Annotated in this window: 16 protein-coding genes and 4 pseudogenes; 14 read left to right on the top strand and 6 right to left on the bottom strand. The window is 59.2% G+C overall.

The genetic code is table 11. The features are described from left to right. Positions 1-87: 87 nt before the first annotated feature. The 7 genes from nifB to ACFX5Q_RS31615 all read left to right on the top strand — a co-directional run bounded on the left by nifB (position 88) and on the right by ACFX5Q_RS31615 (position 7216). Positions 88-1569, top strand: coding sequence for a nitrogenase cofactor biosynthesis protein NifB (gene nifB / locus ACFX5Q_RS31645; protein ID WP_404284170.1), 1482 nt, complete (start codon positions 88-90; stop codon positions 1567-1569). A 32-nt stretch (positions 1570-1601) separates the two neighbouring features. Continuing rightward, positions 1602-1796, top strand: a complete 195-nt coding sequence (locus tag ACFX5Q_RS31640; protein WP_404284137.1) for a 4Fe-4S binding protein — start codon at positions 1602-1604, stop codon at positions 1794-1796. Positions 1797-1887: 91 nt separating this feature from the next. Then, a complete protein-coding gene (locus ACFX5Q_RS31635) occupies positions 1888-2208 on the top strand; it encodes a nitrogen fixation protein NifZ (protein ID WP_404284136.1) in 321 nt (106 codons plus the stop codon). After that, positions 2205-2417 (top strand): putative nitrogen fixation protein NifT, encoded by a 213-nt coding sequence (gene nifT, locus ACFX5Q_RS31630; RefSeq protein ID WP_404284134.1) that lies wholly within the window; start codon positions 2205-2207, stop codon positions 2415-2417. Before ACFX5Q_RS31635 ends, nifT begins: the two co-directional genes overlap by 4 nt. A gap of 41 nt (positions 2418-2458) precedes the next feature. Then, complete coding sequence (locus ACFX5Q_RS31625; protein ID WP_404284132.1) at positions 2459-3361, top strand: SIR2 family NAD-dependent protein deacylase; 903 nt, start codon at positions 2459-2461, stop codon at positions 3359-3361. 72 nt (positions 3362-3433) lie between these two features. Next, positions 3434-5269 (top strand): ABC transporter ATP-binding protein, encoded by a 1836-nt coding sequence (locus tag ACFX5Q_RS31620; RefSeq protein ID WP_404284130.1) that lies wholly within the window; start codon positions 3434-3436, stop codon positions 5267-5269. A gap of 33 nt (positions 5270-5302) precedes the next feature. Next, positions 5303-7216, top strand: a complete 1914-nt coding sequence (locus ACFX5Q_RS31615; protein ID WP_404284128.1) for an ABC transporter ATP-binding protein — start codon at positions 5303-5305, stop codon at positions 7214-7216. 314 nt (positions 7217-7530) lie between these two features. Here ACFX5Q_RS31615 and ACFX5Q_RS31610 read toward each other — a convergent pair whose 3' ends face one another. Together ACFX5Q_RS31610 and ACFX5Q_RS31605 are read right to left on the bottom strand one after the other, a co-directional pair. Further along, positions 7531-8094: a sugar O-acetyltransferase gene (locus ACFX5Q_RS31610; protein ID WP_404284126.1), complete on the bottom strand. Its 564-nt coding sequence runs from the start codon at positions 8092-8094 to the stop codon at positions 7531-7533. Between the two features lie 310 nt (positions 8095-8404). Continuing rightward, positions 8405-8684: pseudogene (locus tag ACFX5Q_RS31605) on the bottom strand (hypothetical protein); the annotation flags it as partial. 156 nt (positions 8685-8840) lie between these two features. Here ACFX5Q_RS31605 and ACFX5Q_RS31600 point away from each other — a divergent pair. The 3 genes and pseudogenes from ACFX5Q_RS31600 to ACFX5Q_RS31590 form a co-directional block, all read left to right on the top strand. Continuing rightward, positions 8841-9040: pseudogene (locus ACFX5Q_RS31600) on the top strand (integrase); the annotation flags it as partial. Between the two features lie 234 nt (positions 9041-9274). Continuing rightward, positions 9275-9484, top strand: coding sequence for a hypothetical protein (locus ACFX5Q_RS31595; protein ID WP_192178675.1), 210 nt, complete (start codon positions 9275-9277; stop codon positions 9482-9484). 173 nt (positions 9485-9657) lie between these two features. Then, positions 9658-9877, top strand: a pseudogene (locus ACFX5Q_RS31590) (hypothetical protein); the annotation flags it as partial. 115 nt (positions 9878-9992) lie between these two features. On the opposite strand, the gene ACFX5Q_RS31585 reads toward ACFX5Q_RS31590, so the two are convergent. The 3 genes from ACFX5Q_RS31585 to nifA form a co-directional block, all read right to left on the bottom strand. Beyond that, entirely contained in the window at positions 9993-11021 is a 1029-nt protein-coding gene (locus tag ACFX5Q_RS31585; RefSeq protein WP_404284124.1) for an LLM class flavin-dependent oxidoreductase, read from the bottom strand. 86 nt (positions 11022-11107) lie between these two features. Beyond that, positions 11108-12256, bottom strand: a complete 1149-nt coding sequence (gene hisC, locus ACFX5Q_RS31580; RefSeq protein ID WP_404284122.1) for a histidinol-phosphate transaminase — start codon at positions 12254-12256, stop codon at positions 11108-11110. 233 nt (positions 12257-12489) lie between these two features. Beyond that, entirely contained in the window at positions 12490-14343 is a 1854-nt protein-coding gene (gene nifA / locus ACFX5Q_RS31575) for a nif-specific transcriptional activator NifA (RefSeq protein ID WP_404284120.1), read from the bottom strand. Positions 14344-14485: 142 nt separating this feature from the next. Between nifA and ACFX5Q_RS31570 the strand changes: the two genes are divergently transcribed. The 4 genes from ACFX5Q_RS31570 to ACFX5Q_RS31555 all read left to right on the top strand — a co-directional run bounded on the left by ACFX5Q_RS31570 (position 14486) and on the right by ACFX5Q_RS31555 (position 19309). Continuing rightward, complete coding sequence (locus ACFX5Q_RS31570; protein ID WP_404284118.1) at positions 14486-14737, top strand: hypothetical protein; 252 nt, start codon at positions 14486-14488, stop codon at positions 14735-14737. Between the two features lie 956 nt (positions 14738-15693). Further along, entirely contained in the window at positions 15694-16992 is a 1299-nt protein-coding gene (locus ACFX5Q_RS31565; RefSeq protein ID WP_404284117.1) for a dicarboxylate/amino acid:cation symporter, read from the top strand. A 332-nt stretch (positions 16993-17324) separates the two neighbouring features. Further along, positions 17325-18356, top strand: coding sequence for a LacI family DNA-binding transcriptional regulator (locus tag ACFX5Q_RS31560; protein ID WP_404284168.1), 1032 nt, complete (start codon positions 17325-17327; stop codon positions 18354-18356). A gap of 158 nt (positions 18357-18514) precedes the next feature. Beyond that, the gene (locus ACFX5Q_RS31555) at positions 18515-19309 is read left to right on the top strand and encodes a TIM barrel protein (RefSeq protein ID WP_404284115.1); all 795 of its coding nucleotides are present in this window, start codon (positions 18515-18517) and stop codon (positions 19307-19309) included. Between the two features lie 35 nt (positions 19310-19344). On the opposite strand, the pseudogene ACFX5Q_RS31550 reads toward ACFX5Q_RS31555, so the two are convergent. Then, positions 19345-19605, bottom strand: a pseudogene (locus ACFX5Q_RS31550) (LysR family transcriptional regulator); the annotation flags it as partial.

The raw sequence follows: 19605 nt of genomic DNA, 5'->3' as shown, positions 1-19605 counted from the left end.
AAGCCAATTGGTGAACTAAAACCACCCTTTGAGCTGGCATAGCTCTTGCGCCTTGAACTGCGACGTTACCAGCAACGGAGCCGTTCGATGTCCGCACCGATCATTTCCTTTGAGGGCCTGACCAGCACGACATCCTTCGACCAGTTGCTGGCGACCGCGAAATCCGGTGGCTGCGCATCTTCAACCTGCGGCTTGTCGGGAAAGTCGGACGACATGGATCCGGCTGTCTGGGAGAAGATCAAGGATCACCCCTGCTTTTCAGAAGAAGCGCATCACTATTTCGCGCGCATGCACGTCGCGGTCGCCCCGGCTTGCAACGTCCAGTGCAACTACTGCAATCGCAAATATGACTGCGCCAACGAAAGCCGGCCTGGGGTCGTTTCGGAAAAGCTGACACCCGACCAGGCGCTACGCAAGGTGATCGCGGTCGCCAACGAGGTGCCGCAGCTTTCCGTACTCGGCATCGCCGGACCGGGCGATGCCTGTTACGACTGGAAAAAGACAAAGGCAACGTTCGAACGAGTTGCCAGGGAAATCCCCGACATCAAGCTGTGCATCTCCACCAATGGGCTGGCGCTGCCGGACCATGTCGCCGAGCTCGCCGACATGAATGTCGATCACGTGACGATCACTATCAACATGGTCGACCCTGAAGTCGGCGCAAAGATCTATCCTTGGATCTTTTACGACCATCGCCGCTACGTCGGCATTGAAGCCGCCCGGATCCTTCACGAGCGGCAGATGCTGGGCCTGGAGATGCTGACCACGCGCGGCATTCTCACCAAAATCAATTCGGTGATGATCCCCGGCGTGAACGACGAGCATCTGATCGAGGTGAACAAATGGGTCAAGGAGCGCGGCGCGTTCCTTCACAACGTCATGCCGCTGATTTCCGACCCGGCGCACGGTACCCACTTCGGCCTGACCGGGCAGCGCGGCCCAAATGCAATGGAGATGAAGACCCTTCAGGACCGTCTGGAAGGCGGCGCCAAGTTAATGCGCCACTGCCGGCAGTGCCGGGCCGATGCCGTCGGCCTGCTCGGCGAGGATCGTGGCCAGGAATTCGCGCTCGACAGCATTCCCGGCGAGGTCACCTACGATCCCAGCAGGCGCGAAGCCTATCAAGAGGTGGTCGCGAGCGAGCGCCGTGATCATGTGGCGGCCAGGAGCAAGGCGATCGGAATGGTCAAGGCAGCGGGTTCAGGCAAGTCCCTTCTCGTCGCCGTCGCCACCAGGGGCGGCGGCCGCGTCAACGAACACTTCGGCCATGCGAAGGAATTCCAGGTTTATGAAGTCTCGCCGAGAGGGATCAGCTTCGTCGGGCATCGCAAAGTCGAGCAGTATTGTCTTGGCGGCCGCGGCGATAACGCCACCCTCGACGGCGTTATCGCCGCGCTGGAAGGCATAGACATCGTGCTGTGCGCCAAGATCGGAGATTGCCCTAAGGATCAGCTGGCGGAAGCTGGAATCCGAGCAACCGACGCTTATGGCCATGACTACATCGAGACCGCGGTCAGCGCGCTTTACGCCGCCGAGTTTGGGATCCAACCGCTGGCGGCGACGGCCTGAGCTGTCTCATTCCAATCGAACCAGGAGTTAAAATGGCTTTCAAGATCATCGCATCCCAATGCACCCAATGCGGCGCCTGCGAGTTTGAATGTCCCTCCGTCGCGATCAAGTTCAAGGGCGAGAGGTACGTGATTGATCCGGACAAGTGCTCCGAATGCAAGGAGGCCTTCGACACCCAGCAATGCGCCTCGGTGTGTCCGGTACCGAAGACCTGCGTTCCTGCCTGAATTCGGCTGCCGACACGGCCGGGTTTGCCTCCGGAGGGCACCTGGAACTCCTTTGCCGACAACCTGCAGCCTCGAGAAAGAAGGAACGGCCATGTGGCTCGGACGCGAACAGGAGGTCGAAATCCGCAAGCCTCCCCGATTTATGCCGGGTGAGCGGGTCCGTGCCACACGCCACATAAAGAATGACGGCACCTATCCTGGCAGGGAGATCGGCGAAAACCTCGTGCGCAAGGGCGATGAGGGTTATGTGCGCGACATTGGCACCTTTCTCCAGCAGTTCTTCATCTATGCGGTCGAATGGGTCGATCGCGGCACGATCGTCGGCATGCGAGCGCGTGAACTTATGAGCCTCGACAAAGTCGAGGTTCATTGCAGTGCCGAAAGCACTGCAAATCGAGGAGCAGCAAGATGAAAATAATGATCCGCAGGACCGGTGCTGGCTTGTCGGCGTATGTGCCCAAGAAGGACCTCGAAGAGCCGATCGTCAAGCTCGAGAACGAAGACTTGTGGGGCGGGACCGTAACGCTCAGGAACGGGTGGCGGTTCGTCCTGCCCGAGCTTCCACGGGATACACGTCTGCCGATCACCGTCGAGGCCAGGAAGATTTCCGACGAGGATTGATGTTGGGCAAGTTGATAACAGGGCTGCGAGAGGAAGCGAGCATGAAAACGATCCTGACCCCGCGCCACCTCGTCGTCCTCCGCGACAGTTTTGCCGAAAAGCTGCTTGACCTGCTGAATGAAGCGCTCGCGGCCGATGCGGTGATCCCATATCTCGGTCCGGGTCTCCTCCGGCTCAACTCCGCGGAAACGCCTGTACCGCATGGTCCGGAAGCCGTCGCCGCGGCGCTCAACACGCGCGCGCCGGCCCCTTCCAGGATTCGCACCAATATGTGGTCGGTCGCACAGTTCATCGAACAGCGCCGGCATCGCCGGACGCTTCAAGCATGGATGGCCGAGATATTCGCAGCGCCGGCGGCACCGACCATCCTTCACGCCTGGCTGGCAAAGCTGCCGCTCTCCCTCATCATCGACAGCTGGTACGACGGCGCTATGCGAGCCGCCCTCGCAGAGGCCGGCCGAGCGGACGTCGTCGAGATACAAGGCGTTACGCGGGCGAACGAAATCGGTAACATTTGGACGAAAACCTACGACTTGTCCGGGAACGAACTCGACCGGGGGCCAGCGGCAAAGACGGTTCTCTATACCCCTCATGGCAGTGTTAGGCCGGCCGCAAATTTCCTCGTCGCCGATTCCGACTATGTCGAAGTCCTAACCGAAATCGACATCCAGACGCCGATCCCTGACGTGGTGAAGGAACGGCGCATCAACCGTGGTTTCTTCTTCGTCGGCTGCCGCTTCAACGATCAGATGCTGCGCACCTACGCCAGACAGATCATGAAGCGCTCGGAAGGATCCCATTTTGCTGTAATCGATGCGGCGACGCTCACCAGAAACGAACGTCGTTTCCTTGCAGAAAGCGCAATCACGGTCATTGACATGCCGGCAGCTGTAGCCGCGGCTCGGCTCGTCGGAGCAGGCACTGCTGGAGATGGTGGCCATTAAACGTGGCGGTCGCGTTTCATGGTGAGTCGACCCGGCGTGTACAGAAAGCTCAATTCAGTCTGGAACACCCCCGTGAGCAATGATGCTATTGGCGGCGCGACGCAGCCTCAGAATTCGGTCACGCATCTTGAAGCGGCCGGGCGGGGCCGGGACTTGAGCACGTTGCTGCGCATTACCCGGATGAATTTGCGACACCCGTGGCAGGTCGCCTTCGCCATCGGCTCGACACTGGTAGCGGTAATCCTCCAGTTGCTCATCCCGCAGCTTCTCGGCCGAGCGATCGACCAGAGCCAGACAGCTATCGGAGGCGGTGTCACCGGGGCTGCGGCGGAAGGAGCGCTCTGGATTTCGGCTCTCCTGCTGCTCGCCGTCAGCGCCCTGCGAGGCCTCTTCACGATGGTGCAGAACTATTTTGCCGAAGCGGTCGGGCATCACGTCGCGTATGAACTGCGCCTCGCCTGCTACGAGAAGATCCAACGTCTCAGCTTTTCCTTTCACGATCAGGTGCATTCAGGCGATCTGATCACCATAGGCATGCTCGATCTCGAAGGCGTGCGGACGTATTTTTCCACCGCCCTCGTTCGCGCCCTCCTGCTCACCATGCTGATTGGAATGGGGGCCTACATGCTGATCTCCACCGATCCGGTGCTCGGTCTTCTCGCGCTCAGCTTCGTACCTTTCGTCGGCTGGCGCTCGTCCGTCACGCAGCTTAGGCTGCGGGCCACCTGGCTCGACCTACAGGAGCGGTTTTCGGTCCTAAGCCGCGTGATGGAGGAAAATCTCGGAGGCATCCGCGTCGTCCGCGCTTTTGCGGCACAGACTTATGAGATGCTGAAGTTCGATCGCGCCTCGAAGAACGCGCTCGACCTCGCCCACGAGCTCGCTGACATCCACGCACCCAACACGTCGGCGATGACCTTGTCCTACTTTTTCGCCATGGGTTTGGTCCTCTGGATCGGTGGCAACAAGCTCATCGCCGGCGAGATCACCGTCGGAAAGCTCACCACATTCCTGACATTCATGACTATCCTGCAAATGCCCGTGCGCCAGATTGGCCTGATGGTCAATGCATTCGCTCGCGCTTCCACTTGCGGGTCGCGTCTTTTCGGTCTCCTCGACCAAGATATTACAATCAGGGATGCTCCCGACGCCAGACCGCTCGAGATCAGCGAAGGCACTCTGCGCTTCGACAATGTCTCCTTTGCATATCCCAGCACCGAAAACCGCGCGATTGTGAAGAACATCAACTTTGAGGCACGTAGGGGTGAGACAATCGCGATCGTCGGTCCGCCGGGTTCGGGCAAATCGACGATGGCTCACCTGATCCCCCGCTTTTACGACGTCACTGGGGGCGCCATCACCTTTGACGGGCAGGACATCCGCAAGGTCACCCTAGCAACTCTTCGCAAAGCGGTCGCGGTCGTACAGCAGGACGCATTCCTGTTCACCACCACGATCGAGAACAACGTCGCTTATGGCGATCCCTGGGCGAAAGAACAGCGGATTGAGCGCGCTAGCGAATCCGCCCAGCTGCACAACCACATCCTAGGGCTACCAGCAGGCTACGAGACGGTCGTGGGCGAACGCGGCATCTCTCTCTCGGGCGGCCAGCGCCAGCGTCTCACGATTGCGCGCACCATGATGCTGCGCCCGTCGGTCGTCGTTTTCGACGACTCGACCGCGGCGATCGATGCCGCCACCGAGCAGCGCATCCGCGCGGCGATACGGCGCTTCGCTAACGAGCGGGTGACAATCATCATCGCCCACCGGCTGAGCTCGCTCATGCACGCCGACCAGATCCTTTTTATTGACAACGGCGAGATCGTCGAGCGTGGCACCCATGAAGAGCTTTTGGCGAAGCGAGAACGATATAAGGCCCTTTACGATCTGCAGATGCGCTTCGAGTGATGACATGATGATCGAGTATGGGAACGGGCGCTGATGGCCCAAGAGGACGGCGACGAACTCGAAGGCGAACGCAATGACGTCCGTGGCGACGGCAAGCGCCCTCCCCGCGCGGTTGTCGGCTCGCACCGTATCGAAGAGGAGATGTTCGGCCGGGCTTTCGACCAGAACGTGATCCGGCGCATTTGGGCCTTCGCGCGTCCTTACAAGGCCAAGCTATTCATCTCGGTTTCCGCATTGCTGATCTTCACGGGCACGCAGCTTCTCATCCCATTGATCATTCGCTACGCGATCGACCTCGGTATGGCTCCGGGAGGCATCGATCACTCCTACCTGCTTGCGGCCGCCGGAGCATTCCTTCTCGCGATTTTGGTCAATTTCGCCGCTGGCTACACGCAGGAAGTCGTGATTGGGAAAACGGCCGAGAATGTCCTCTTCGACATCCGCCGCGCCATGTTCGGCCATCTGCAGAGGGTTTCGCTCTCCTTCATGGACAAGACCGAGGTCGGACGCCTGATGTCCCGCCTGCAAGGCGACGTCAACTCCATACAGGAATTCCTCGCAAACTCATTATTTTCCGTAGGCGATGTTGCGCTTCTCTTCGGCATCGTCTTCGTGATGCTGTGGCTCGACTTCCGCCTCGGCCTCCTGACGCTCTCGGTCTTGTCGATCCTGTTCATCGTCCGCATCTTCTGGCTGCCGCGTGCCCGCGACGCCTTCATGGCTGCGCACGAGACCAATTCGGTCACCAATGGCGCGCTGGCTGAAGCCATTCACGGCGTGCGCACAGTTCAGTCCATGGACCGCCAGCAGGTGAATTTCATTCTCTACGGCGACAAGGCCCATGCCAATCTCAGGACTCACCTGATTGCTGCCAAATATGCACAGGTCATGGTGCCGATCGTCGATGGGCTCACCGGCCTCGCCATGGCCGTCGTCATCGTGGTCGGCGGCTCCATGATCATGAACGGCCGTATCGATGTGGGCGTATTGGTCGCCTATCTTTTCTACATCCAGCGCTTCTTTGATCCGATCCGCTCGCTCACTCTGCAATATTCGATCATGCAGCGCGCCATGGCCTCCGGCAAGCGCCTGACCGATGTGCTCGACGTCAAGATCGATATCCAGGACAAACCGGATGCCCGGGCGCTTTCGGCCGAAATGAACGGCTCGGTCGAATTCAGGAACGTCAGCTTTGGCTACAATCCCAACCATCCTGTACTGAAAAATGTGTCCTTCCGGGCCAATCCCGGCGAGACGGTCGCCCTGGTCGGGCCGACCGGTTCTGGTAAATCGAGCGCGATGGCCCTCGTCCATCGCTTCTATGATGTTCAGCAGGGCCAAGTGCTGGTCGGCGGACAGGATGTGCGCGATCTCACCCAGGAATCGCTTGGCCGCCAGGTCGCTATGGTGCTGCAGGAGCCGTTCCTGTTCACCGGGACGGTCCTCGAGAACATTCGCTACCATAAGACGGAAGCCACGCGCGACAAGGTGATCGAGGCTGCCAAGGCGGTCGGCGCCCACGACTTCATCATGAGCCTTGCCGACGGCTATGAAGCCCAACTCGGCGAACGGGGCGGCAACCTTTCTCTCGGCCAGCGCCAGCTTATCAGTTTCGCCCGAGCTCTCGTTGCCGACGCCAAGATCCTCGTCCTCGACGAGGCCACCGCCAACATCGACAGCTACACGGAAATGCTGATTCAGAAGGCTCTGAAAAAACTGCTTGCAGGCCGCACTGGCCTCGTCATCGCCCACCGCCTTGCAACGATCCGCGGCGCCGACCGTATCATCGTATTTCAGAATGGCCAGGTCATTGAGACCGGCAACCACGACAAACTGATGGCTATGGGTGGTCTCTATTCCAAACTCTACAATCTTAACTACGCGTCCTTCGACGACATTCTCGAAGAGAAACTCGATACCACCGCAACAGCGGGGTGCCGGACCTGATGTTTGGTGGGCCATTGTCTAGAGTGACCCGTTCCATCCGGTTGAGGCCCACAAGATCGTTGTAGATGGCGTGATTGTCGGCGACACGGAGTCTGCCTCGCCATACACGTCGCGGATGCAGCGATGCGTCTCCGAGTTGCGCAGCACTTTCCAGGCGGCGCGCGATTAAGGACCTGGCCTTCCTCGAGGCGGTGTAAGACCCGAGATTATGCAGAATATAAGCGGAGCGGCGTCCGCCCAACCGGCCGCAATTGCGCGTAATTGACGGGTTGCTTTGCACAGCCACTCGGCATAGCGGAGCTTGGCAGCCAAGTTCAACGACTTTGAACCCCTTGCACCCGAGCCGGACTTCCCACGACTGTTGCCCCTGCGGGGACATCTCGAGTGACCACGCTGCCAGCGCCCACGACCGCATCATCGCCAATCGTGACGCCCGGGAGAATGATTGCTCCACCGCCGATCCAGACACGGCTGCCAATGCGGACAGGACGCCCGAGCTGCAGCCCACTCTGCCGCTGCTCAGGATCATGCGGATGATCTGCGGTGTAGATCTGCACGGCAGGCCCAATTGCCGTTCCTTGGCCAATCGTCACCTCTACCACGTCAAGGATGACGCAGTTGAAATTGAGGAATACGTGGGCTCCGAGGCGGATGTTGAAGCCGTAGTCGCAATAGAAGGGCGGACGGATGACCGCTCCGAGCCCAACCTCTCCTAGCCGCTCGGACAGGAGCGCATGCCACTGCTCGGCGGTTTGGCCCAACGTGTCATTGTACCTCTTCAGCCAAGCCCCGGTGGCCAGCAGGTCAGCTTGGATCTCCGGATCCGCCGCACTATATGGCTCGCCTGCGAGCATCTTCTCTTTTTGACTGCGTATCATGGTTCCTCGTCAGATCGTGTCTCGTGGTGTGGTGTACGAGTGCATGGCGGATTGCCCTCGTGCAACGTTTGTATCTTGGTCTTGCCGCGCCCCGGCTTAAGACCCGGGCGGTGGTCTCGTCGGCGACCAGCTTCGTTCGAGCACCTCCTCAGCCGCGTCCTCTATGCCAAGCCTATGCGTGCAATTTGACTGCGTGGCAATGAGGCATTCGTCAAGCCGTCTTACGCTCAACCGATGCCAGTTGGCGGTCGCTTCGCTTTCCATTTTCGCGTCGAGAATTGCCAACTCTTCTCCCAGTGCGGCAATCAAAGACACCGGCTTCTTGGATCGATTATGATCCGAAAACTACGACCGGTACGTGCTTTCGCTTTGCGCTGCTGTTCGGTGAGGCAGGCTAACAATCCTGGAGCATCCCCGCCTGTCACCGCGAACTTCGACATGCGCTCGCCGGCACCTGGCGATAGCGACGTGATCAGCCATTTCGAACGAGAGAGTTCCAAAGAAACGAAGATTGCAGCAAGCTCAACGCGAATTGAATAGCGCTCGGCGAATCGGAACGGTCTACGACTTTCATTGCGAGCCTCCTGGATGGTTTTTGGCGACTTCACCCTCGCAGAGTGGCGGCCGCTATTCACCCCCATAGGATCTCAACATCTGCCAGCGGAGGTCCGCAGGCGCGAACGGATGAACCGGGTCGAGGCCGCCGACCATTTTCACGGCCGCCGAGCCGGTGACGCGTGATACGCCGCATTGCCGAGGCCGGGCTTGGTCCAACACTCTTTTCCACACACGGTTTGCGCTCCGGATATCTCACCGAGCCGCCCGCTGCGGCATTCCGCTATCTGAAGCGATGCAGAAATCGCAGCACCGCTCCGTGCAACAGGCGTCGCGCTATTACAACGACGCCGAGCGCCAATTAGGCCGCGCCGCGCGGCTGGTCGTCTGACTGACCCCACGCTCACTGCTCCAAGCCGCGCTGTTCGGCCCAAAACGATCGTTCAGAGCTGCAAGTGGTCACGGAAACGCAAAATCGCGCTTCTGGTCGGGCGAAGCGGACTTGCTCAGCAGGGATGACGCTGCAAGGATCGAGGCGTGTTGTGGCGCGAACGCAGTACCCATCGCGCACCTTGATCTTAGCCCAGATAGGCTAAACAAATCCTAAACGCGGGAGCGCGCATTGATGGAAACCAGAATCATCGACAGCCGGGACGATTTCGCGCAATGGGCGATCGATCGGGCCAATGCGATCCTGACGGATCAGGGTTCGGAACTCGCCACCGCCGCCCGCAACGGAAGCGAAGCCCAAATCGGTGAGAAAGCACAGGCGCTCGGCCAGGCGATTGTCGATGCACTGCTTGAGGCGTTCGACGGTCTCGCAGGCGACGAATGAGCCACCGGCACGGCTCGCATGACCGAAGCGCCAGCGGAACCGCGGCATGCACGCCGGCTCACAGATCCATCCACGATCATGAGTTGGGACTGTGCAGGCTCCGGAGAAGCTTTTCCGAGATCTCGAACCGCCCTTGCGTCTGATCGCCATCGTTCGGCGGCCTGGCGTCGCTCGTGGCGCGGCTGGTGAAGCCAGCAGCGTTGGCCGACAGGGTGCGCGGTGATCTCAACGAAGGCGAGCGTGGTCAAAAATTTTGGCCACTCGCTGCGCGCCCGCCTCGCCTCAGCCGAGGTTGATGAACGCTATGTTCAGAAGCAGCTCGGCCACACCTCGGCAGAGACACGCAAGTACCAGACACCGACCGTGCCGGTGGATCGGCGATCGGCAAAATGATATCGGAATATCAATCCCGGCATTATACGCAGGGTCGTCCCACAGATTGGACGGGGAATGTCATGGAGCGCTGCGACAACGATTTTGATGTCCAATCAGACAGCAAATTTCATGGTCAGCCGACTTGAGCCATGATTTCGGATTGAATCGTCGTTGCGGTGAAAAGGGATGCATCTAGCGGCAGATCCCCAAATGCCAGTTGACAAAGAAGGTAGTTGGCACCTGCCTCTTCCAACTGACCAAGCAGAGCTTTTCGCACAGAAGCTGCCGATCCTACTACGCACAACTCACTCTCGATTGCTGCATCGAAGGTCAGCGGCAGGTTTGGTGGAGTCGGGATGGCATTGAGGTCGTAAAGGAATTTGAAGCTCTTAAGCCATCGTTCGTAAGCAGGTGCCGCGAGCGAATACGCATCTGCTTCAGAAGGCCCAATCACAACCATTCGGAGCAATCCAAGAAATGGTGCTCGCTCGTCCGCCTCAGTTTTGTGCTCTCGACCGGCGCGGAAGGCATCAGTAGTTCTGCGAACAGAAGAGGAAGGTCCCACGCACGCGATATTTGCGCCATTAGCCGCGGCCCAGCTTGCCGGCTCGGGTCGATTGGTGGCGATCCAGGTCGGCGGATGCGGCCGCTGATGAGGTCTTAGCGTCAAAGGAACGCCATTCAATTCAAAATGGCGGCCTTGATAAGACAGCGTGCCGCCTTTCATCGCATTTATAAGGATCTCGCTGGCTTCCGCATACTGGCTTGGCGCCGCGTCCGCACCAATCCCGAAGTAACCCAATTCGGTGGGGAAAGAGCCGCGTCCTATACCGAGTTCGAGCCTGCCACCGCTCAAATGGTCAAGCATACAGACCTCCTCGAACGCACGCAGCGGATGATAAAGGGCAAGTAGCATTACCAACGGGCCGACACGAAGGCGCTGGGTGCGCTGGGCGACGCTCGATAAGAACAGATTCGGCGATGGACCTCTGCCATGCGGGGTACAGTGATGCTCTGCCAGATGATATGCATAGAAACCGAGGTGATCACATGCCTCTGCCAACATCAGGCGATCCGCGTATTGCCGGGCGATATCGCGGCCGTCCTCGTCCAAGTAATCGAAGATGCCGAAGGTCAGGGTTGAAGGAAAGGCGTTTCTCACTTGATTTCTCCAAGTTTAACTCAGGACGTTCTTTTGCTTGCGATGATCAAGCAATTAAAAGATATAGAGGTGTGTGATCGCTCGGATTATCTCCCGCGTAGCGCGAAAGAAGAGCCTGATGCTGCCCAACGTCTGGACTCTGTCACCTTTAAGATTGCATAAATATCTCTCGTAACGGCAAGGAATGCATCCATCTGTTCTTTTGTGCCGATGCTGACGCGGATGTAATTTTCCAAACCTTTATCAGGAAAAAAGGCCACAAGTATATTTTGCCTTTCCAAGGCTGCCTGCCACCATGAGCCATCCTGTCCCGCTGGCACACGGGCCAACACAAAATTTGCGTGGGATGGTGCTACTGAAAATCCAAGTTGCAACAGCGCCAAGGTGACCCGCTGTCGTTCACGCTTGACGTGCTTGTGGTTGTCTGCATAAGCGTCGCGATGAGCAAGTATGCTGATACCAACCGCATGCCCAATCACATTCATGTTGAAGACGTTCTGGATGTTGCGCAGCCTACCAATAATTTCGGGGTGACCGAAACCGAAACCGACGCGAACGCCGGCGGCGGCATAGCTTTTCGAAAACGTTCTTAAGACGAGAAGATTCGAATAACGATCGATGAGGCGCAGACCATTGTCAGGTGCAAAGTCGACGTAGGCCTCATCCAGGACGATCAAGCGGTCCGATTGTGCTAGGAGGCGTTCAATGTCGACCACCGGAACAAACGTTCCGGTGGGATTGTTCGGATTGGCCAACAGAATGAACTTGGCGTCTTTTGCAGGGCCGAAAAGCAATTGCTCTATCGGCAAGGAATGACCCTTGTCACATCCGATTTCGAGAAATTGAGCGCCCTGCAACATGGCAAGTTTGCGGTTGAACGAAAAACCTGGCGACACCATCGCCACGCTATCGCCCGGGGCAAGGAAAGCTCTGTAAATGAGCCCGAGCAGTTCAGACGATCCGTTACCGGCGATCACCTGATCCTTGGAGACGCCGTAGGCTTTGGAGGCTGCTTCCCTCAAGCTGATGTTGTCATCTTCTGGATAGAGATACTGCCGTTCGAGGGCCGCAATCGCGCTTTGCATTATGATTGCCGGCAACGGAAATGGGTTCTCATTCGTGTTTAGTTTGACGCAACTTGCATCCGGCGCTGTTGGGTCGGATGGCAGAGCCTCTAACTGTCTCGCCACTTGCGAAAGTGACGAAAGCACACTTTGCAGTTTTGCATCGGACATATTTTTCTCCATTTCAGTCGCGAAGGGCATCCGGCATAGCTGATGGTCGAGAGAAAAATGGCCGACAAACCGGCGTCATAGCGCTGCTTCACGCCACCTTTGTCGGGACGCCGATTGCCGTGAGGTCGGATCGAAGTTGGCGACGACGCGGGGCCTGCACCCCTCGTCATCGGGCAAAGGCCCGCCAAACCACCAACGCTTGATTTGTCCCAGCTATTCGCCTCAGTCGTCTTTCACAGACGCTTGATCTCGATGCCGTATTTCCTCAGCACATAGCCAATCTGGCGCGGCGTAAGTCCAAGCAGGCGTGCCGCCTTTGCCTGCACCCAGCCACATCTTTCCATGGCCGCGATGACACCCTCGCGATCGATGGTCCTCGAACCATTTAACTGGGCTGCGCCGGCAGGCGCTAGCGGTGGCAGCCCAGTGATCGCTGGCGGGACCGCCACGGCGGCAGAACTAGCGGCCGCAGCCGGCGGTGTGGCCGGATTTACTGGCGCCGGCACGATCGGTCCCGGTTGCAGCGCGCTCTTGCCCGATCTGTTCTTCCACAGCGCCGCGGCAAAGCATTGGCCTTGGCAACAGGAAAAGTCGTTTCTCCCGATTGATGGTCCCTCCGCCATGATCGCTGTCCGGTGCACGCAATTTTCGAGCTCGCGAATGTTGCCGGGAAAATCACAGTTCATCAGTACCTCAATCGCACTGGGATCGAAGGTCAGCGTACGGCCGTTCTCATCGTTGAAATTCTTGAGAAACTCAGCCGCGAGGAGCCGAATATCACTGCGCCTTTCGCGTAACGCCGGCACCAGCAAGGGCACCACGCTGATGCGGTAATAGAGGTCGGCGCGGAACTCGTTCCTTGCAACCGCTTCTTCCAGGTTCTTGTTCGTGGCAGCAATCACGCGAACATCGACCTTAATGGTCTGGTTGCCGCCGACGCGCTCGAACTCCTGCTCTTGCAGCACGCGCAGTAACTTTGCCTGGAACGAGGCCGAGATCTCGCCGATCTCGTCCAGGAACAACGTCCCCTTGTCGGCAAGCTCAAAGCGCCCCTTGCGCGAATTGAACGCGCTGGTGAAGGCACCCTTCTCATGACCGAACAATTCGGATTCCAGGACTGTCTCAGGCAGCGCCGCGCAATTGAGCTTGATGAAGGGCCGCTTGGCGCGCGGCGACAACTCGTGGATGGCCCTGGCGATCAGTTCCTTCCCGGTACCGGATTCGCCTCGCAACAGAACCGTAATCTTCGCCTCGGCTACCACCGCGACCTTCTCGAGCAGACCGAGTAGCGCCCGGCTGTCGCCAATGATTCCCTTGACGTTAACCTTCTTACGCTCCCGCGCATGATGCTTGAGCTCGCCGAACTGCTTTTGCAGCCGCTCCTTCTCCGCCATCGGTTGCTCGCGGTCGCACGCGAATGAGCGATGGGACTTCACTGTCTGTCCCACCAGGTTGGCGATCACCGGTAGCAGACGGATGTTGTAATCGAGCCAAGATCTTGACCTGTTGTCCAGTAAGCGGTCGATGGTCAGCGTGCCCACGACGTTCGCATCGACGCGAATGGGAACGCCGATGAAGGACACGGCGTCGGAGATCCCGAGCACGTCCATGTCGGCGGCACCGAAGGCCGAATGCACCGCTATGTTCTCGGCGACGAGGGGCGTGTCCGCCGTCACAATCTGGTCGATTGCCTTCCGCGGCAGGTACATCCGGCAGCGCTCATCGCAGCTCTCGCTCCAGCCGGCGGTGATGTCCAGTTCGCCATCACCGTCGAAGAGAGAGATGATGCCGTGCCGCATCTGCACAAACGATCGCAGAAGATCGACGACCTTGGCCAACGTGACTTCGAGCCGGGAGGGGGCGGTGAGTGCTTTCGATATTTCGAAGATGCCGGCAAGCGCGCGCTCGTGCGATGGCACAATAGCGACCGCGTTGTTCGTCTCGGATTTTGAGTTACCCCTTTTCGCGTGCTGAAGCGATGTGGAGCATGACGGCGTCTCCCCGGCACTTTGTTCGGATTCGCGAGTATTGTCTGAGTCTAGCATGTCATCCTCGATCTCGCGCCGCGAAATCAATACTCGCGGCATTTGCGCCTGCGACGTCGTCCGGCGCGTAAACGCTCTCGGCAAATGGCATTGTCGCCCGAGCCGTCGTTGACCAGGACCAGCGTCTTCTCCCCGCAGGCCGCGGCGTAATCGGCGAGCTGGCCTGCGCGCGGGAGGCCACGCATTGAAGCGCTGCAAGGCGTTGACAGAGATAATCGAGACGCCGACCTCGGTGGCGGCAGACCGGACTTACTTCCGCAGCCGGCATGCCGCCTGCAATAGGATTGCTGAAAAGATGGTCGCGGATTTGGGTGTGGGGCAGGCCTTGGTCACGGGCAAGCGCAAAAAATGCCCGAACATCAAGTCGGGGCGCCGCCATGTAGTTGAATGCAAAGCGAGGCGATACCTGACGCATGGCTTGGCTCTCCTTCGTTGAAGTGTGGCCCCGTTCTAGGCTTCTGCCGGGCGCAACCGCACGTTGATTCAGCAGACCGGAATGAGGGTTGTCAGTCAATCGAACTTTCTTTCATTTGTGACAGGAAACTCAACGCCCATGATAGAATTCCCTCAGTGCTATCAGTCGTCGAGCAGATAGAAGTCGAACAACACCCATGTCGCCCCAGCGTCTCCGCGGTGTTTGGCGCAATGACCGTGCAGAGGTGTTGCGTGGCTGTGCCGTTCGCCATCACCATGAAGTGATCGGAAGCGGCATCCGGAGCCGACGACACCGGTCGGCTCGCCGCTCGCGGCAACCGTCATTTGCGTCAATGTGATGATGTGGAAGAGGCGATGGCGCGAAGCTCGTCGTAAGCCCATTGCTTCCTTGGTTGTGCTTCGGACTATAAGCATCTCTTGAATCGCACCGTCGCGCCCCACCCGGAAACCATCTGCCTTTCGATGTCTCCTTTCACACTGTCGGTTGCGGGGATGGCAAGAGCACGCTCGCGTAGCGCTCGCGTAGAGAATACTGCGCTTTGATGCCGGGAATGCGGCCCGTCGCAAAGACGACAAAACCGAGGGGGCCACCAAGAAGTGTGAGCAAAACCGCACGCGAGAGAGGTCGACCGGCGGCCGATCTGCCAGGGAACATCAAAAGGCGAGCTGCTGTAAGGCGCCGTTGTCACTCCCGTCTTCTGCCACCGCATTCTTCAGACCCGACCGCTGGCGAACCTTAGTGGGGAATTCCGCCCCGAGTGAAGGCAGCCGGTGCGGAAATCCGCACATGGCCACTGGCGCGAGATGACCGAAACCGGGAAAGGGCGTGACTGGCGCAGGTCCTCATTTTGGCACGGTACTTGCGGCCGGCATGGCAGCAGCGTTCGACCGGAGCGCCGCGATGGGAGAAGCCTGGGATGGGAAGAAGAGCCCGGCCCCTATCCGGTTGGGAGAGAAATGGTGTTAGCTCCACATGTCCGCAGCGCGAGTCCCGCGCCTCGCAAGGCCTTCTACGCCAAGCCCTACGTGCAGGTGCTTGCCGCCATCGCCCTTGGCGTCGCCCTCGGCCATTTCTATCCGGGGATCGGCGAAAGCGTGAAGCCGCTGGGTGATGCCTTCATCAAGCTTGTCAAGATGATCATCGCGCCTGTCATCTTCCTGACAATTGCGACCGGCATCGCCGGCATGAACGATCTCCAGAAGGTTGGCCGAGTTGCCGGCAAGGCGATGGTCTATTTCCTCACCTTCTCGACGCTGGCACTGATCGTGGGCCTTGTCATCGCCAATGTCGTTCAGCCTGGCGCCGGCCTCAACATCGATCCGGCCTCGCTCGATGTCCAGGCCGTGAATAGCTATGCCGCAAAGGCTCACGAGCAGTCCCTCACCGGCTTCCTGATGAACATCATCCCGCCAACGATCGTCGGTGCCTTTGCGCAAGGCGACATCCTGCAGGTCCTGTTTTTCTCGGTTCTGTTCGGCATCGCCCTGGCCATGGTTGGAGAGACGGGCAAGCCTGTCGTTTGCTTCCTTCAGGCGCTGATCGCCCCCATTTTCAAGCTCGTCAGCCTGTTGATGAAGGCCGCCCCGATCGGCGCTTTCGGCGCCATGGCCTTCACCACCGGCAAATATGGCATCGGGTCGATCGTCAACCTCGCGATGCTGGTCGCGACGTTCTATTTCACCGCCTTCCTCTTCGTGTTCGGCGTTCTCGGCGCGGTCTGCCGTTACAACGGCTTCTCGATCTTTTCCCTCATCCGCTACATCAAAGAAGAGCTGCTGCTTGTGCTCGCAACGTCCTCCTCGGAGGCCGCGCTGCCCTCGCTCATGGAGAAGATGGAGAAGGCCGGCGCCAAGCGTTCGGTCGTGGGGCTCGTCATCCCGACCGGATATTCCTTCAATCTGGACGGCACCAATATCTACATGACGCTGGCGGCCCTCTTCATCGCCCAGGCGACGAACACAGATCTGTCGATTGGCGATCAGGTCCTCCTGCTGCTCGTTGCGATGCTTTCCTCGAAGGGTGCAGCAGGTGTAACAGGTGCGGGATTCATCACGCTGGCCGCTACGCTCGCCGTAGTACCCAGCGTTCCCGTTGCTGGCATGGCGCTGATCCTTGGCGTCGACCGCTTCATGTCCGAATGCCGGGCGCTGACGAATGTCGTCGGCAACGCGGTGGCATCGCTCGTCGTCGCCCGCTGGGAAGGCGAATTGGATCAAGCGCAGATGAAAGCCACCTTCTGCGGTCATCGGGTTTGATGGGCATTAAACCGGCCACGCCCGCCGAGTAAGTCACAGCTTCGCGACCTATTAAGTCGCCGGGCTGGTCACAAGCACCGAACGATCGGCTCGCAGGCTTGAAACAGCGCCTCGCGGGGCGATGAAATCAGAAGCGCTAAATGCGGTAAGTGCAAAATTACGAAACGACTTGTACATCGATACGCGCCCGCCTACGCCTGGATTGCTGTTCCTCGCCTACGCCGTCGATCATGGAGTATGCGGACATCTTCACTCTGCCGCCCGGAACCTTCGCCGAGACGCGCTGGATGACAGAGGGTCACCTGGCGTTAAAACAAATCAGAATTGGACCCATGACCAAGCGCCCCACAATTGCCGATATCGCCCGCGAAGCTGGAATCAGCGTGGCAACGGTCGATCGCGTTCTGAACGCTCGTCATCCGGTGCGGGAGGAGACTGCGCGGCGGGTCCACGAGGCCGCCCACGCCATCGGCTATCATGCTGCCGGTCTTATCAAGCAGCGCTTGCAACGGGACCTGCCGCGCTATCGGCTGGGCTTCATCTTGAGAAAACCGGCCCAGCATTTCTACCAAGACTTCGCTCGCGAGGTCGAAGCGTCGGTTAGTTTGGCCCAGTCCTTCCACGGCATTCCGCTCATCGAATTCGCGCCGTCAAATGTCCCGGGTGACCTGATTGCGCTGCTTGAGGATTTGGGCGCGCGCTGCCACGCGATTGCCATGGTGGCACCGGACCACCCGAAGATTACAGCGGCGGTTGAGGAGCTCAAGGCCAAAGGCATTCCCGTTTTCTCGCTGCTTTCGGACTTCGCCGCCGGCGTGCGTCAGGGCTATATCGGCCTTAACAACCGCAAGGTGGGGCGAACGGCCGCTTGGATGTTTTCCAAGATCGCAAAACGGCCCGGAAAGGTGGCGGTGTTTGTCGGCAGCCACCGTTTCCAAGGGCACGAGCTCCGGGACCTCGGCTTTCGTTCCTATTGCCGTGAGAACGCGCCGACATTCGAGGTGCTCGATCCGCTCGTGAACCTAGAGAAACGGCAGATCACCTACGAATCGACACTCGATCTCATGCAGAGGGAACCCGAGCTCGTCGGCTTCTATGTGGCCGGCGGGGGCATGGAGGGCGCCATCACTGCGCTCCGGGAAGAGGGTAAAGGTCAGAATCTCGTCGCGATCGTGAATGAAATCACGCCGGAGTCACGGGCGGCGCTCGCAGATAATATCATCACGATGGCTGTCGCCACGCCATTGCATCGGCTTTGCCAGGAGCTGATGACGCTGATGGCGCGGGCCATCGAGACCGGCACGGTCGAGACGCCCGGGCAGACATTTCTGCCGTTCGACATCCATCTGCCGGAAAATATATGAAAACTGATGGATTCTATCATAGGCGTCGAGTTTCCTTTCACAAATGAAAGAAAGCTCGATTGACTATCATTCCGGTCTGTTGAATCAACGAGCGCCTCGCGGCAGGAGCCGAACAGCTGAGAACGGCGGCCGCACTTCATGAAAGGAAAAGCCAAGCCATGCGCCAGGCATCGCCCCGCTTTGCGCTCGACCACTTGGCGGGCTCCCGACTTGATGTTCGGGCATTTTTCGCGCTTGCCCGCGATCAGGGTCTGACCGACGTTCTGTTCAGCAATTCTTTTGCACCTGGCATGCCGGCTGCGGACGTCCGGTCTGCCGCCGCTGAGGCGGGCGTCACGATTATCTCTGTCAACGCCTTGCAGCGCTTCAATGAGTGGACTCCCGCGCGCCAGGCCGAGGCGAGCAATCTCGCCGATTATGCAGCTGACTGCGGGGCGAAGGCGCTCGTGCTGGTGCCGGTCAATGACGGCTCGTGTTTCGCGAACGGCGAGCGCCCCGGGAACCTGCCCGTCGCCTTGAGCGCGCTCAAGCCGATCCTCCAGTCGCGCGGTTTGATCGGTCTTGTCGAGCCGCTGGGCTTCCGGACCTGCTCGCTGCGATCGAAGGAGGAAGCGGCTAAGGCCATTACCGCGGTTGATGGCCAGTCCGCCTTCCGCCTCGTGCACGACACCTTTCACCACACACTCGCCGGGGAGACTTTCTTCTCCTGCGAGTTGACCGGTCTCGTGCACATTTCAGGTGTGAACGATCCGACCTTCTGGGTTTACCCGGATCGCGTCCTGGGAGGTTCCGACAATGGCAGCCAAATCCGGGCGCTGCTTGATGGCGGCTATGCCGGTCCCTTCTCGTTCGAGCTAGTCGAGGAAGTCCACGCGCTGGACGACCTCGCAGGCACACTTGCCGCCAGCATCGATCTCATCCGACACGAGCTATTGACGGGAGAGCCGGTGTGAGGCGCTGAGCAGATCTAGGAGCGCCCGCGACGTCCCTAGGTCTTGCTTGGAGTAGCCGTGCGGGACGCCTCCTGCAACATTATCTCCCGCATCCAGATGCTTGCCGGATCACTGTTGTGAAGGGCCGGCCATTGGACGGCCTCGGTAAATGCGGGAAGTGGCAGCGGAAGACGATCTGCAGGGGGAACGTTTTCTCGAAATGCTTGACCAGCCGGAAGGGCATGGTCGCTATACGAGCTGTGCCTGAGACCATCGGCGGGATCATACTAAATGCCTGCACGACGACCTCGACACGT

Source organism: Mesorhizobium sp. IMUNJ 23033 (assembly GCF_044778005.1).
GTDB lineage: Bacteria > Pseudomonadota > Alphaproteobacteria > Rhizobiales > Rhizobiaceae > Mesorhizobium > Mesorhizobium amorphae_A.
Note: the sequence above shows the minus strand (reverse complement) of the source record. Positions and strands in the feature narration are given on the sequence as shown.

Bases quoted from the DNA above. Each gene is read 5' to 3' on its own strand.
- nifB (WP_404284170.1), top strand. From the start codon at position 88: ATGTCCGCACCGATCATTTCCTTTGAGGGCCTGACCAGCACGACATCC.
- ACFX5Q_RS31640 (WP_404284137.1), top strand. From the start codon at position 1,602: ATGGCTTTCAAGATCATCGCATCCCAATGCACCCAATGCGGCGCCTGC.
- ACFX5Q_RS31635 (WP_404284136.1), top strand. From the start codon at position 1,888: ATGTGGCTCGGACGCGAACAGGAGGTCGAAATCCGCAAGCCTCCCCGA.
- nifT (WP_404284134.1), top strand. From the start codon at position 2,205: ATGAAAATAATGATCCGCAGGACCGGTGCTGGCTTGTCGGCGTATGTG.
- ACFX5Q_RS31625 (WP_404284132.1), top strand. From the start codon at position 2,459: ATGAAAACGATCCTGACCCCGCGCCACCTCGTCGTCCTCCGCGACAGT.
- ACFX5Q_RS31615 (WP_404284128.1), top strand. From the start codon at position 5,303: ATGGCCCAAGAGGACGGCGACGAACTCGAAGGCGAACGCAATGACGTC.
- ACFX5Q_RS31610 (WP_404284126.1), bottom strand. From the start codon at position 8,094: ATGATACGCAGTCAAAAAGAGAAGATGCTCGCAGGCGAGCCATATAGT.
- ACFX5Q_RS31595 (WP_192178675.1), top strand. From the start codon at position 9,275: ATGGAAACCAGAATCATCGACAGCCGGGACGATTTCGCGCAATGGGCG.
- hisC (WP_404284122.1), bottom strand. From the start codon at position 12,256: ATGTCCGATGCAAAACTGCAAAGTGTGCTTTCGTCACTTTCGCAAGTG.
- nifA (WP_404284120.1), bottom strand. From the start codon at position 14,343: ATGCCGCGAGTATTGATTTCGCGGCGCGAGATCGAGGATGACATGCTA.
- ACFX5Q_RS31565 (WP_404284117.1), top strand. From the start codon at position 15,694: ATGGTGTTAGCTCCACATGTCCGCAGCGCGAGTCCCGCGCCTCGCAAG.
- ACFX5Q_RS31560 (WP_404284168.1), top strand. From the start codon at position 17,325: ATGACCAAGCGCCCCACAATTGCCGATATCGCCCGCGAAGCTGGAATC.
- ACFX5Q_RS31555 (WP_404284115.1), top strand. From the start codon at position 18,515: ATGCGCCAGGCATCGCCCCGCTTTGCGCTCGACCACTTGGCGGGCTCC.